The organism is Providencia sp. PROV_01, assembly GCF_053098325.1.
In genome coordinates, this window is record NZ_JBRFKD010000002.1 from 4,026,508 (window position 1) to 4,040,604 (window position 14,097).

General features: G+C 41.9%; 13 protein-coding genes. 8 read left to right on the forward strand and 5 right to left on the reverse strand.

Features of this window, described 5'->3' with window-relative positions:
* Nucleotides 1-85: 85 nt before the first annotated feature.
* Nucleotides 86-667, forward strand: a complete 582-nt coding sequence (gene rsmD, locus ACU696_RS19500) for a 16S rRNA (guanine(966)-N(2))-methyltransferase (protein ID WP_164529175.1) — start codon at nucleotides 86-88, stop codon at nucleotides 665-667.
* Between the two features lie 10 nt (nucleotides 668-677).
* Nucleotides 678-974 carry a DUF1145 family protein gene (locus tag ACU696_RS19505; RefSeq protein WP_004908141.1) on the forward strand — a complete coding sequence of 99 codons (297 nt, stop codon included), beginning with the start codon at nucleotides 678-680 and terminating at the stop codon, nucleotides 972-974.
* A gap of 5 nt (nucleotides 975-979) precedes the next feature.
* Here the strand turns inward: ACU696_RS19505 and ACU696_RS19510 are convergent, their stop codons facing one another.
* Nucleotides 980-1,333, reverse strand: coding sequence for a DUF2500 domain-containing protein (locus tag ACU696_RS19510; RefSeq protein WP_109911656.1), 354 nt, complete (start codon nucleotides 1,331-1,333; stop codon nucleotides 980-982).
* Nucleotides 1,334-1,454: 121 nt separating this feature from the next.
* Between ACU696_RS19510 and ACU696_RS19515 the strand changes: the two genes are divergently transcribed.
* The 3 genes from ACU696_RS19515 (at nucleotide 1,455) to ACU696_RS19525 (ending at nucleotide 5,767) form a co-directional block, all read left to right on the forward strand.
* Entirely contained in the window at nucleotides 1,455-2,084 is a 630-nt protein-coding gene (locus ACU696_RS19515; protein WP_004908138.1) for a lysoplasmalogenase, read from the forward strand.
* 158 nt (nucleotides 2,085-2,242) lie between these two features.
* A complete protein-coding gene (locus ACU696_RS19520; RefSeq protein ID WP_209101826.1) occupies nucleotides 2,243-4,642 on the forward strand; it encodes a zinc/cadmium/mercury/lead-transporting ATPase in 2,400 nt (799 codons plus the stop codon).
* Between the two features lie 198 nt (nucleotides 4,643-4,840).
* Nucleotides 4,841-5,767, forward strand: a complete 927-nt coding sequence (locus tag ACU696_RS19525; protein WP_117162569.1) for an Rpn family recombination-promoting nuclease/putative transposase — start codon at nucleotides 4,841-4,843, stop codon at nucleotides 5,765-5,767.
* 50 nt (nucleotides 5,768-5,817) lie between these two features.
* Here the strand turns inward: ACU696_RS19525 and tusA are convergent, their stop codons facing one another.
* Entirely contained in the window at nucleotides 5,818-6,066 is a 249-nt protein-coding gene (gene tusA / locus ACU696_RS19530; protein ID WP_004908132.1) for a sulfurtransferase TusA, read from the reverse strand.
* Nucleotides 6,067-6,234: 168 nt separating this feature from the next.
* Here tusA and ACU696_RS19535 point away from each other — a divergent pair, with 168 nt between their 5' ends.
* Nucleotides 6,235-6,903: a 7-cyano-7-deazaguanine/7-aminomethyl-7-deazaguanine transporter gene (locus ACU696_RS19535; RefSeq protein ID WP_209101823.1), complete on the forward strand. Its 669-nt coding sequence runs from the start codon at nucleotides 6,235-6,237 to the stop codon at nucleotides 6,901-6,903.
* A 91-nt stretch (nucleotides 6,904-6,994) separates the two neighbouring features.
* Here ACU696_RS19535 and glpC read toward each other — a convergent pair whose 3' ends face one another.
* Genes glpC through glpA form a run of 3 tightly spaced genes read right to left on the reverse strand, consistent with a single transcriptional unit; the run spans nucleotide 6,995 to nucleotide 11,125 of the window.
* A complete protein-coding gene (glpC, locus tag ACU696_RS19540) occupies nucleotides 6,995-8,188 on the reverse strand; it encodes an anaerobic glycerol-3-phosphate dehydrogenase subunit GlpC (RefSeq protein WP_109911654.1) in 1,194 nt (397 codons plus the stop codon).
* Nucleotides 8,185-9,480: a glycerol-3-phosphate dehydrogenase subunit GlpB gene (glpB, locus tag ACU696_RS19545; RefSeq protein ID WP_117162570.1), complete on the reverse strand. Its 1,296-nt coding sequence runs from the start codon at nucleotides 9,478-9,480 to the stop codon at nucleotides 8,185-8,187. Before glpB ends, glpC begins: the two co-directional genes overlap by 4 nt.
* A complete protein-coding gene (gene glpA, locus ACU696_RS19550; RefSeq protein ID WP_004908124.1) occupies nucleotides 9,470-11,125 on the reverse strand; it encodes an anaerobic glycerol-3-phosphate dehydrogenase subunit A in 1,656 nt (551 codons plus the stop codon). The genes glpB and glpA overlap by 11 nt, the downstream gene beginning before the upstream one ends.
* A 435-nt stretch (nucleotides 11,126-11,560) precedes the next feature.
* Between glpA and glpT the strand changes: the two genes are divergently transcribed.
* Nucleotides 11,561-12,910, forward strand: a complete 1,350-nt coding sequence (glpT, locus tag ACU696_RS19555; protein WP_109911651.1) for a glycerol-3-phosphate transporter — start codon at nucleotides 11,561-11,563, stop codon at nucleotides 12,908-12,910.
* A gap of 103 nt (nucleotides 12,911-13,013) precedes the next feature.
* The gene (glpQ, locus tag ACU696_RS19560; RefSeq protein ID WP_004908121.1) at nucleotides 13,014-14,087 is read left to right on the forward strand and encodes a glycerophosphodiester phosphodiesterase; all 1,074 of its coding nucleotides are present in this window, start codon (nucleotides 13,014-13,016) and stop codon (nucleotides 14,085-14,087) included.
* The last annotated feature ends 10 nt before the right edge of the window (nucleotides 14,088-14,097 follow it).

Below are 14,097 nucleotides of genomic sequence, written 5' to 3' on the forward strand. Positions count from 1 at the left end.
CAACACTGCAACTTATCGCCTGACAGGTATACAATAGTAACAATCAAATTTAAGTACATAAACCCGTTAAGCAGCAATAAACATTATGGCAAAAAAACCACAATCCCCCTCTTTAGGGCAAATTCGTATTATCGGTGGAAAATGGCGCGGAAGAAAGCTGCCAGTTCGTGATAGTGAGGGCTTACGCCCAACTACAGACAGAATTAAAGAAACGTTATTTAACTGGTTGATGCCAATCATTCGAGATGCGCGTTGCTTAGATTGCTTCGCAGGCAGTGGCTCACTGGGCTTTGAAGCACTTTCTCGTTTTGCAGAAACAGTCACCTTTATTGAGCTCGATAAACACAACGCCCAATTATTGACTGAAAATAAAACTCGCTTACAAGCTGATAACGCAACCGTAGTGAATCACAACAGCCTAAATTTTTTAAGCCAAGCAGGTACACCTTTTGATGTCGTTTTCATTGACCCACCATTTCGCAAAGGACTGCTCAATGAAACCATTCAATTGTTAGAAAAAAATCAATGGTTAGCTGAAGAAAGCTGGATATACGTTGAGTCAGAAGCGGAGTCACCACTTACTGACATTCCAGCTAACTGGCAACTTCATCGCGAAAAAATAGCTGGGCAAGTCGCATATCGCCTTTTTATTCGAACTTCACTTTAGGGACAAAAACATGTTTATCAATATTGGACGCCTGCTCATGATTTGCGTTTGGGGTTTTATGGTCTTTAACCTCGTCCATCCATTCCCTAAGCCATTGAAATATTTCATGGATATTGCAATGGTGTTCATGGTATTTATGCATGCACTGCAAACTATTTTCCTAAAAGCAACGCTTCCTAAAGGGGAAAAAATCTCTGGTTTAGTTCAACTACGCATTTTCTTTTTTGGCGTATTCGAAATGTTAGCCATGCAGAAAAAAACCAAAGCCGCTTTAGAAGAAGCAAAGAAAAGGCAATCAGACCAGTAAAAACTTTATGATGCAGGCTCGAAACGAATAAACCGAGTACCTTGCATCGTGAGTTTTCCTTCACTGCCTAACGCTACGCTTTGGTATTGTTCTTCTGTCACAATCGTTTTGATAATTTCGCCGCTTGAGCGCGTTTTGAAATAAATTTCATAGCGGAAGGTTTCAGGGGAAACAACATCTCGTTCACGAGAACGCATATTAGGATAAGGGTAATCCTTTTTGTTATCCACCTTGACCAAATAGCTCACCAGCAAAGAGTTATCATTAATTTCATTTTGCTTGCGTTGGTCAAAAAAACGCTTAGTAGCAAGAACCGCAATAACCGCTAAAACAATGATCAATAGTATGGGCTTGTTCATAATGTATGCTTTTCACTTAAAAAATCCGTCATGATAGTTTATCTTATTTAACTAAACAGGACACGTTTCTAAGTTGCCAGACCACTGCCGTGTCATTCATTGAACATATAAGGATGTGTATATGATTAGTTGGCCATTCCTCGCAGTACTCTTTTCTGGTTGGTTATATGTCGATGCCGCCTACCGAGGACCTGGGTGGCAACGTTGGTTATTTCGCCCGATCACACTGCTGCTTTTATTACTTTGGGGGTGGAGTTCCGATGATCTTAACCTGCAAAACTACCTCATTCTTGCTGGATTGCTAGTTTCTCTTGTTGCAGATCTTTCTCGTATGCTTTCAAGTGAGCACTTACTAGCTTCTGTCGCATTGATGTTCTTAAGTTATTTGATTTACACCATCAGCTTTGGAATGCAGCTAAATTTCGGGCTCTATCTACCTTGGCTAGCCGCCCCTCTGATTGTCGCTGCCATTACTTTAGTGTTTATTTGGGGTAAACTTGAAAATCTTCAAGCCATTGTTTTTGCATCACTAATAATGTGTATGATTATGGCATGGGTTGCTGGTGACCAATATTTTGGTCTCGGCCGTGAATATAATTTTTCAATCATGGTTGGTGCATCTCTGCTATTTCTTTCTAACTGTGTTTGGCTAATTGCTCGATTCCGTCTTCCATTTAAAGCTTCAAAAGCTGTTGTTGCAGCGCTCTATTTCCTTGGGCAGTTCTTTATTGTGCGGGCAATTTACTTGTAATTACTACCCGCAAAGACTAAGCCAATTGACTAAAAGTGCTATTTGAGAATTTTATCAATTGGCTCCCCCTTTTTGGTTTGACTCTGGAGTAGACTCCAGAGTGTAGACTTATCAACAATGAATGATAAAACGAATCATTGTTTGATAAGGGGGCGCTTATGCACTCACACTCTCATAAAGAAAATCATGTACATAGCAGTTCTTGTTGCTCTAGTAACAGTACTTGCTCATCTGCTATCGCTGAAAATGACAAAAAAGTGAGTAACGACTCACATACTTCCGAGCACAGTGCAGTGAAGAAAAACCCTGATGACGATGAAGAAGCTCATCATCATATCGGGGACCATTCTGCACATGAGCATGCAGTAAATGACAATCATCATAAGGGACATAACCACCAGCATGGTAATAGCTGTGGTTTAACTCCGGATGTCGCGAATGAAGTTGAGCCTACCCAAGCGGCTAGCCAGCGCTTTAGCTGGATAATCCGTGGTATGGATTGCCCAAGTTGCGCAAATAAAATTGAAACTGCAGTTAAGCAAATCAGTGAAGTAAAACAAGCCAAAGTATTATTTGCCACAGAAAAACTTGTGGTTGATGCCAACACAGATATTAGTGTGGCAGTTCGCTCTACCGTTGAAACTGCGGGTTATGAATTACTTGAAGTCGGTAGCAATAGTGCGGCAGCAGCTCCACCAAGCTTAATTAGTGAAGCTAAGCCCGTCATTATTTTAGCGATTTTAATGGCTATTAGTTGGGGGATTGAATTTATCAATCCACAGTTGGGTAATATTGCCTTTATTTTAACCACCCTGTTTGGGTTATACCCAATTGCCCGTAAATCATTACGCTTAATGCGAACGGGTTCACCTTTTGCCATCGAAACATTGATGACGGTTGCCGCAATAGGCGCAATCTTTATTCAAGCAACAGAAGAAGCCGCAATGGTTATCTTACTGTTTATGTTAGGCGAAATGTTGGAATCTTATTCTGCCGGAAGGGCCAGACGAGGTGTTAGCGCCTTAATGGCACTGGTTCCAGAAGATGCCGTTTTAATCAAAAATGGGCAAAAAACAACTATTCCTGTTGCGCAGTTACGTCCCGGGGACATTATCGAAATCGCACCAGGTGGGCGTTTACCTACCGATGCCGTGTTAGTATCTGGTTTTGCCAGCTTTGATGAAAGTGCGTTAACGGGTGAATCTGTACCTGTCGAACGTAATGTTGGAGATAAAGTGGCTGCAGGTTGCTTATCTGTTGATAGAGCCGTTCAAATGCAGGTGGTATCAGAGCAGGGTCAAAATGCGATTGACCGCATTTTACAGCTGATTGAAGAAGCAGAAGAACGTCGCGCACCAATAGAACGTTTTATTGATCGCTTTAGCCGTGTATACACACCAATCATCATGCTGATTTCCGCATTAGTGATTGTTATTCCACCTATTTTCTTCAGCGAACCATGGGAAACATGGATTTATCGCGGGTTAACACTGTTATTGATTGGTTGCCCTTGTGCATTAGTGATTTCAACCCCTGCAGCAATTACCTCCGCATTAGCAACTGCTACACGGCGCGGTGCTTTAATTAAAGGGGGAGCCGCATTGGAGCAACTGGGAACTATCACGACCATTGCTTTAGACAAAACGGGCACACTGACAGAAGGTAAACCCCATGTCACTAACTTAGTCCCTGTTGAAGGCTTGTCAGAAAGTGAATTAGTACAAATCACCGCATCTGTTGAAGTTGGCTCTCACCACCCACTTGCTAAAGCAGTAGTTAATAAAGCGGAAGAACTTTCTTTGACTGTCACTGAAGCGCAAGAGCGTAAGGCACTGGCAGGAAAAGGAATTGAAGGATACCTTAATAACAAACATATCCTTGTTAGCGCACCAAACCGCCTTGATACGCCATTAAACAGTGAGTGGCAAAGTAAAGTAGAAACCTTAGAAGCAGAAGGGAAAACCGTTGTTGTCACACTCGAAAATAACCGCGTGATTGGTTTAACCGCACTGCAAGATACATTGCGCAAAGATGCTGCGGATACGATGAGCATGCTAAAAGCGCTCAACGTGAATGCCGTGATGCTGACAGGTGATAACCCTCGAGCAGCAAGTGCTATTGCAGGCCAATTAGGCATGGAATACCGCGCAGGGTTATTACCGGAAGATAAAGTCACTGCGGTTATGGAGCTTAACCGAAACCACAGCACGATGATGGTCGGTGATGGCATTAATGATGCTCCAGCAATGAAAGCGTCTAGTATCGGTGTTGCCATGGGCAGTGGTACGGATGTGGCATTAGAGACTGCCGATGCCGCGTTAACTCATAACCGTTTAACTGGGCTTGCAGAGATTATTGCGCTATCTCGCGCAACACGAAAAATCATTCGTGAAAATATTGCGATTGCCTTAGGGTTAAAAGCCGTATTCCTCGTCACCAGTTTGTTGGGAATTACCGGGCTTTGGGTCGCCGTTCTTGCTGACTCCGGTGCAACAGCACTCGTAACAGCAAACGCAGTGCGCCTATTACGCGTTAAATTACCTCAAGTGAAAAAGTAATTTATATCAACTGATTTAAACGCCACAATAAGTGGCGTTTTTTCTTTTACAACCTTTCCAATAAATACTGTTATTACAATACGTTAAATACAATTTTAACTTAAGAATTAGGACTAACTTTTTCTCCATCAACCCCAGATTCCGCTAAAATGCATTTTGAAAATCACTCTTTTGGCAAGGTATTAGCGGGTATTGGGTATGGTAAAAAATCACAGTTCAACGCCACATGACGCTGCATTTAAAGGGTTTATGTCTAAACTTGATAATGCACGTGACTTTTTTGATATTCACTTACCCAGCCATATTAAGCAATTATGTGATTTCAAAACATTAGCGATAACAAATTCTTCTTTCATTGATAACCAGCTACGAACTCGTCTTTCGGATATGCTCTACACTGTCGAGACACAGCAAGGTGAAGGCTATATTTATATGTTAGTTGAACACCAATCAACACCCGATAAGCTAATGGGTTGGCGGATGATGCATTATTCGTTCCTTGCCATGAATCAACATTTACAACAAGGCCATCATGATTTGCCCCTGGTTGTGCCAGTTTTATTTTATCATGGAAAGGTAACGCCTTATCCATATGCTAAGCCGTGGACACACTGTTTTCCGTGGCCAGAAATTGCATCAAACTTATATAGTCAACCATTTCCGCTCGTCGATATTACTGTCATTGATGATAATGAACTCGTAAACCATCGCAAAGTTGCGGTTATGGAACTCGCGATGAAGCATAGGGACTTAAGAGATAACATAGAAAAAGTCACGCAGTTGCTAGCTGAAGCGATGAATCAAAATTATCATCATAGCGATGACATCATCACTATTTTCAATTACTTATTTATTACTATGGATTCACCTCACTTTGAAATAGTGGTTAACCAACTTATTGATCAAATTGAAAATAACCAAGAGGCGATTATGAACATTGCGCAACGATTAAAAAATCAAGGAATACAAGAAGGCATAGATATTGGTGTAAATAGAGGCATAGATATTGGAGCAAACAAAAAACAACATGAAGTTGCTCTGAAAGGTTTACAACTCGGTACAAGTATTGAGCTTATCTGTCAGCTCACTGGGTTAACTCATCAGGAAGTATTAAATCTACAATAATCCCCCTGCCTTTTGGCAGGGATTGATACAATGCAATTAGCTAATGGCGGTTAACTCGATTTTTTACGTAACAAATAACGATACGGAGCATTCTCAGCCTCTACCGCTAATAAATCATGCTCCATAAAGCGGCAGAAACCTGGGATATCGCGTGTGGTTGCTGGGTCATCAGCAATAATTAACAACGTTTCCCCATCAGCCATATTACGAACTGTTTTGCGCACTAACATCACAGGCTCTGGGCATCGTAACCCTAGCGTATCAAGGGTTTTCGTTGGATTAGCAAATAAATCAGACATTAAAAAACACTTCTAAAAGGAATCAATAGACTGATTATATAATAAAACGCTCATTGATAAATGAACAGTTTTGCTTTTGTTGCGCAACGAGCGTATGATGCGCTGTTCCCAAATGTTGGGATGTATTTCATGGGTTCCCTCACCCCATTGTGACTAAAAAGGTACAATATGTTTAATTTTACTGCGCAGCAAAAAGCCACTGCGTTAATTTGGCTTTCGTTATTTCATATTTTAATCATTACCTCTAGTAACTACCTCGTGCAGTTGCCAATTAATATTTTTGACTTCCATACCACTTGGGGTGCTTTTACTTTTCCATTTATTTTCCTTGCTACTGACTTAACCGTACGTATCTATGGTGCACCGCTGGCTCGCCGAATTATAACTGCGGTCATGTTGCCTGCATTACTGATTTCCTACGTTATTTCAGCGTTGTTTTTCCAAGGTGAATGGCAAGGTTTTACCGCTTTATCTGAGTTCAACCTATTCGTTGCTCGTATCGCCGCGGCAAGCTTTATGGCTTACGTACTTGGGCAAATATTAGATGTCAGCGTATTCAATAAGTTGCGCCAAAATGCACGTTGGTATGTGGCACCTGCCTGCGCTATGTTCTTTGGTAACTTAATTGATACTATCGCATTCTTCTTTATTGCATTTTTCCGCAGTAGCGACCCCTTTATGGCCGCAAACTGGGTCGAAATCGCGTTAGTTGACTATGTTTTCAAGTTACTTATTTGCATGCTATTTTTCTTACCTGCTTATGGTGTGCTTTTGAATTTTATCTTGAAATATTTCTTTGCAAACTCAGATAAAAAACAGTTAGTCAATCAGCACTAAACAAAAAAGGAGATAGCTAAATGCTATCTCCAAATAAGTTTAACTGAGCTAAAACAAAGAATAACAACCCTACAATTCAATTAATTACATGCTATAACGCTCTTGCTAGGAGTGAAATCGGGTGCTCACACTTCTTACTTGTCGACATCTCAATTTGCCACTTACAGGTTTCACAGTCAGTAATCACCATATCAGCGCCACTTTCTTCGATTTGGCGGAATAATCCTGCGCCAATCCCTTGAGAAACTTCATAGTTTTCTTTTTTGAAACCATATGTTCCAGCAATACCACAACATTGTGAATCCAGCACAATCAGCTCAACACCTGGTACACGTTTAATTAACTCTAACGTGTAGGAAGTCCAACCCATTTTTTCCATGTGGCATGGTGTGTGATAGGCCACTTTTAACGGTGTGTGTTTGAGCTTCAATTCACGCCCTTCTTCAAGTAGGCGATAGATATAACGTGTTGCCAGCTCAATGTTGTCACGCATCGCTGAAGTGTCGACGTCTAAAACATGGGTATATTCATCACGGATAGTAAAGGTACAGGTTGATGATGTCGCCACCACAGGTACATGTTTCTCAAGAATCGTTTCTTGTAATGATTCAAGATTAACATTCGCTTGGCGTTTCGCTTGTTTCATGAACCCATTGGCAATTAACGCAACACCGCAACATTTTTCGCGTTTAAGTAATTGAACGCCAATATTCATCCCATTGAAGACTTTGATCAGGTCTTTCCCAAGTTGAGGATGGTTATAGTTCACATAGCAACCATGGAAGAATGCAACTTGTTCTTCATATTTGGCTTGTTCAGCAGCTTGTTTTGCATACCAACGACGGAAAGTCCCAAACGAATATTTAGGTAATTCACGGCGATGGTCGATTTTCAATGCTTTATCAAGAATTTGACGAACCGGTTTTAACCCTGTAATGGTATTCACCACGGGTGCAAATGGTGTCGATAACGAGCCCATTAAATCCGTGTGGCTTAATATTGCATCACGAATTTTAGGTTTTTGCTGGCTATAAGTATTACGTGCGCGTGCGATAATATCACCGATTTTTACATCAGATGGGCAAGCCACTTCACAACGCTTACAGTTAGTACAATATTTAAGTGCCTCGTCATATAACATTGGGTCTTTTAAACGTAAACGCTCACCGTCAGGCCCCGCTTGTTTAGGACCAGGGTACAGAGGGTTAACCTTTGCAACAGGGCAATAAGTAGTACACACAGTGCATTTAATACAGCTTTCAAAGCTTGCATCTTGAATACTCATTGCGCCACCTCCGCCTGCATCGCTTTATTTTTACTCATTTCATTGATTATTTGATTCGCTACATATAATGCGCTAATCATTGATACGCCCGCACCACAACCTTGAGTAAGAGGATCAAAACCGCCTAATACGGCACCTGCTACATAAAGATTAGAAATGGCTTTTCCCTCTTTTTGTGCGCGTAGTTTTTCATCGGTTTTCACGCCAAAAGCCATATAAGGCTGGGAAGCGAAAAACTCTTTATTGGTCCATTTTGCACGTTCTGAAATTTCACACAGATCCAATTGCATCAAAGGCTCATAGACACGGTCAAATTCGGCTACCAACCCATTATTGAAAAAACTCCCTGTCGCTAGAACGAAATGCTTAGCTTTTAAAGAGATATCACCATGATTGCGAGTTTGTACCGAATCAATTACCCCATCGATACAATTCACTGAAGTGACTTTATCACCAGGCATCACAATACCGCCTTGGCGACGAAATTGACGCAATAGCAACTCATGTAAACGAATACCTAATAATGATGGCGGTAAAGTCGGCAGTAAGAATAAGGGTTTACCTAACCGTTTTTGTAACTCAATTAATGGCTCATCACTATCAAGTCCTACACAAGCAGGCATGAATATGGTGTCGGCATCAGCCACTAACGGGAGAATTTCTTCAACCATTTGCGCCATATTCTCCGGCCTATCCAACCAACGAGCGACATTAATTGCCCTAAATTCACTCGGATTTTCTCTCAAACGGTCAAGTAAAGGTAAATGAACATAATGAGAACTGGCTTCTATCCCATCACGCTGTAGTTCATCCGCCACCATTTGTGGTTGGAAATCTAAAAACCCTTCGATACCAACAACTGCAATTTTCCCCATTGCCATTTTTTGGTGTAAACCCACCGTTGGGACAGACTCAGGGCTAAGCCACGTCATGCGTTTATGGCCTAAAGGTGTAATGCGATAATGATTTTCTTTACTGCTGCCTTTTAAACGAACGCCACTTTGTTGTAATAAGGATTGAGCCAGATTCGCCAATTCATTAATCTGATCCTGACCAATAATACTATAAGGGTGAGTCGGAGCCTGCGCTTGTAAAGCATTTAACATTTCTAATGGCTTTTCAACAACTTGCCCATCCGGTAAGTGTGTAAGTAAATCTAATGAACCTGAAGAAAAATGCAGCGCATTTTGCCCGGCGCTAACAATTGCACAAGACAGGCCTGATTGTGTTAAACGAATACCACAAAGTAACCCGGCTAGGCCGCCGCCCATTACCACAGCATCATATTTCATTATCAGCCTCCTTCTGTGCACCCTTACCTAGTGTCGCTTCGTTCATGCCACATAATCCATGATATACCCAACTGGTAAATTCACTTTCACGCAGTGCATCCCCCCAAGCAATTGGACGTACACCTTTCCATCGCTCATTCAGGAAGTGGCCCAGTTGTTGCTCTGTTTCATGAGGTGTTGTGACATTAAAACGATTGAGTAAGCCTGCAGCCCGGCAAGCACATAATTCACCTTGGCAAGTTCCCATCCCCACTCGGGTACGACGTCTTAAATCAAGCAAGTTATTGACCGTCAATGAATTAACAGCATAACGTACTTCACCAGCAGTAACGGCTTCACACTCACAAACTAAACTTTTATCGAGCCTATCCGTACTGAGAATGGCAGAAGCTCTATCGCCATGACGGTAAACCGCTGAGCCACGAATAGGAGCAGGAATAGAAACAACGTTACGTAAGGCTTCTTCTGCGCTGTGCTGCGAGCCCGGTAACGGCGCTTCTGCGGTTGTACATTTGGCGCTATGACCCAGTTTTTCGCAAACTTTATCTGTAGCCCATTCCGCCATCAGGCGATAAGTCATCAACTTGCCACCCGTAATGGTGATGAAACCTTCTAAGCCATCACGTTTAGCGTGGTCTAACAACACAATACCACGGCTCACATTACGCCCTGATGGGTCATCATCACTGGCAACTAATGGTCGAACGCCTGCATACGCACGTAAAATGCGCGTTGTCGCAAGTGCAGGAGACAGCATTGAACCTTCGCGAATAAGAATATCCACCTCTTCAGGGGTGACATACATATTATCAATTTGATCATATTCAATATGAGTCGATGTGGTGCCAATCAGGGAAATCGTATCGCCGGGAACCAAAATATCGGCATCTGCAGGTTTACGGCAGCGGTTTATCACCATGTTATTCAAGCGGTGGCCTAAAATTAATAATGCCCCTTTTGCAGGGAACATTTTAATTTTTAATTCGCCATACTCTGCGATTTTTTGTCCCCAAATCCCGCCTGCATTAACGACAATTTCTGCATAAATATCATACTGTTTTTTGGCATGGTGATCATAAACCGTCACGCCACGTACAGTATCACCATCACGAATCAAACCAATGACTTCGTGATAAGTTAACACTTTCGCGCCATGCTCTCTGGCATCTAACATATTTGCTGCAGTCAAACGAAATGGGTCAACCGTGCCATCAGGAACACGAACCGCACCGATTAGATGTGGGTTAACGGAAGGTTCAAGACGAATCGCCTCTTTAGGGTCAATCGCCGTCGCATCAATGCCTGCAGTTTGGCAAGCCGTAATGAATTGTTGCTGATACTCTAAGCTGTCTTCAGGGAGGGTAATAAACAAGCCATCTGTTCGCTCAATACAGTGATGCGCGATACGCTTTAAAATCTTGTTCTCTTCTATACATTCTCTGGCAGACTCACCATCAGTGACTGCATAGCGCGCGCCACTATGAAGTAATCCATGGTTACGCCCGGTCGCACCAGTCGCAATATCATGCCTTTCGAGCAAAACGGTTCTTAGACCTCGGCGAGCGCAGTCACGAGCGACCCCTGCACCTGTTGCGCCACCACCAATAATGATGACATCCGTTTCAGTCACAGATGAGCCATTCATGTCGCATTCCTCACATTAATAAACGTTTCTATAATAGATAAGTATAGGTTCTATTTTTATAATCTATTATTAAATATAGTCCAGAAACGCGATCAATGTTTGATAAGGAACAAAAACGAAAGCAATAGATCCATTTTCCGTGTTTTAAAGAGCAAAATCGTGATGAAAATCACAAAATAATTAACATTTCTAGTTCCATTCCATTCACAAATGTCATTTACTATGCAACCTCATAAACAAAATCAATAATTGTGCGTTAGATTACAGATAAATTGTTTTTTAACGACTACAATTTAGAGCAATTAAGAAAATAAAGACTCTTAAATTACTCGATTATTTTCGTTTTTGTTACTTCACCAATAATAAACACTCAATATTTCTCTGAAGTAGAGAATGGAAGTGTAAATAAAAATTAGCATGCCATCGGAGGCGTATATGTTAAGCATTTTTAAACCAGCACCTCATATACAGAGGCTGCCAGCTGATAAGGTAGATCCTGTCTATCGTAAGCTTCGCTGGCAGATCTTCATGGGTATTTTCTTTGGTTACGCAGCGTATTATCTAGTCCGAAAGAACTTTGCGTTAGCGATGCCATATCTTGTTGAACAAGGTTTCTCTAAAGGTGACCTTGGTTTTGCATTATCAGGGATCTCAATTGCTTACGGATTTTCTAAATTTATTATGGGGTCGTTTTCCGACCGTGCAAACCCGCGTTATTTCTTACCAGCAGGTTTGATTCTCGCCTCCGCGGTGATGTTAGTCATGGGCTTCGTGCCATGGGCAACATCGAGCATCATGGTAATGTTCGTATTACTGTTCCTTTGTGGTTGGTTCCAAGGTATGGGTTGGCCTCCTTGTGGACGTACCATGGTTCACTGGTGGTCACAAAAAGAACGTGGCGGTATCGTTTCGGTTTGGAACTGTGCGCACAACGTCGGTGGTGGTATCCCTCCATTACTGTTCATGTTAGGTATGGCATGGTTTAACGACTGGAAAGCTGCGCTGTATATGCCTGCATTGGCTGCTATCCTTGTTGCAATCATTGCATTTGCGTTAATGCGCGACACCCCGCAGTCTTGTGGTCTTCCTCCAATTGAAGAGTACAAAAACGACTATCCAACTGACTATAAAGCATCAGATGAGCAAGAGTTAACTGCAAAAGAAATCTTCATGAAGTATGTTTTCCCAAACAAACTGTTATGGATGATTGCGATTGCTAACGTGTTCGTTTACTTACTGCGTTATGGTGTTTTGGACTGGTCTCCAACTTACCTGCGAGAAGTTAAACACTTCGCAATGGACAAATCTTCATGGGCTTACTTCTTATATGAATACGCAGGTATCCCAGGTACGTTACTGTGTGGTTGGATGTCGGATAAAGTCTTCCGTGGTAACCGTGGAGCCACTGGTGTGTTCTTCATGGTTCTGGTAACCATTGCAACTATCGTGTTCTGGATGAACCCAGCTGGTAACCCAAATGTTGATATGGCATGTATGTTGATCATCGGTTTCCTAATCTATGGTCCTGTTATGTTGATTGGTTTGCACGCCCTTGAACTTGCACCGAAAAAAGCAGCAGGTACAGCCGCAGGATTCACAGGCTTGTTCGGCTACCTCGGTGGTTCTGTAGCAGCAAGTGCTATCGTTGGTTATACCGTAGACTACTTCGGTTGGGACGGTGGCTTCGCTGTCATGATCGGTGGTTCAGCATTAGCGGTTGTTCTACTGTTTATCGTGATGTTGAGCGAAAGCAAACATAAACGTGAATTAGCAAACTCACAATAAACATTCATCAAATGTTCATTGTTAATCGCTAGACTCGTGGGCTATATCAAAAAATGATGTAGCCCATTTTTTTACCCAAATAAAGTGCCAAGGAGATATAATCATGAGCTTTCCATTAAAAACATTGGTGGCTAGTATGGTTTTAGTGATGTCAGTGTCTGCTGTAGCTCAAGCTTCAAGTAAAGTTGTCATTGCACATCGTGGTGCAAGTGGTTACTTACCGGAACATACCCTACCTGCAAAAGCAATGGCTTACGCACAAGGTGCTGATTTTCTTGAGCAAGATTTAGTTATGACGAAAGATAACGAGCTCGTGGTCTTACATGACCATTATCTCGATCGCGTGACAGATGTTGCTGAACGTTTCCCTGATCGCGCCCGTAAAGATGGCCGTTACTATGCGATTGACTTTACCCTTGATGAAATCAAATCACTCAATTTTACAGAAGGATTTGATATTGTTGATGGTAAAAAAGTGCAAAGCTATCCGAACCGCTTCCCAATGGGCAAATCAGACTTCCGCGTTCATACCTTCCAAGAAGAGATTGAATTTGTTCAAGGACTAAACAAATCAACGGGTAAAAATATTGGTATCTACCCAGAAATTAAAGCCCCTTGGTTCCACTTACAAGAAGGCAAAGATATCACCAAAAAAACACTCGAAGTCCTTAAAGAGTATGGCTATACCACCAAGGATTCCAACGTTTATCTACAGTCATTTGACCCTAATGACCTAAAACGTATCAAAAATACCTTGATGCCAGAAATGGGGATAGATCTTAAATTAATTCAATTGATTGCTTACACCGATTGGAACGAAACTCAAGAGCAAAAACCTGACGGAACTTGGGTTAATTATAATTATGATTGGATGATGAAACCGGGTGCAATGAAAGAAATTGCAACCTATGCAGATGGCATTGGCCCTGATTATCATATGCTAATTAGTGAAGAATCCACGCCAACTAATATCAAAGTGAATGGCATGGTTAAAGAAGCTCATGATAACAAAATGGCAGTGCATCCGTTCACTATCCGGGTTGATAAGCTGCCAAAATACGCCAAAGATGGGCAACAGCTTTATGACATCATTTATAACCAAGCTGATGTCGATGGTGCCTTCACCGACTTCCCTGATTTAGGGGTTAAGTTCTTAGAGCAACAGAAACAAAAATAGTTTTCTGGGA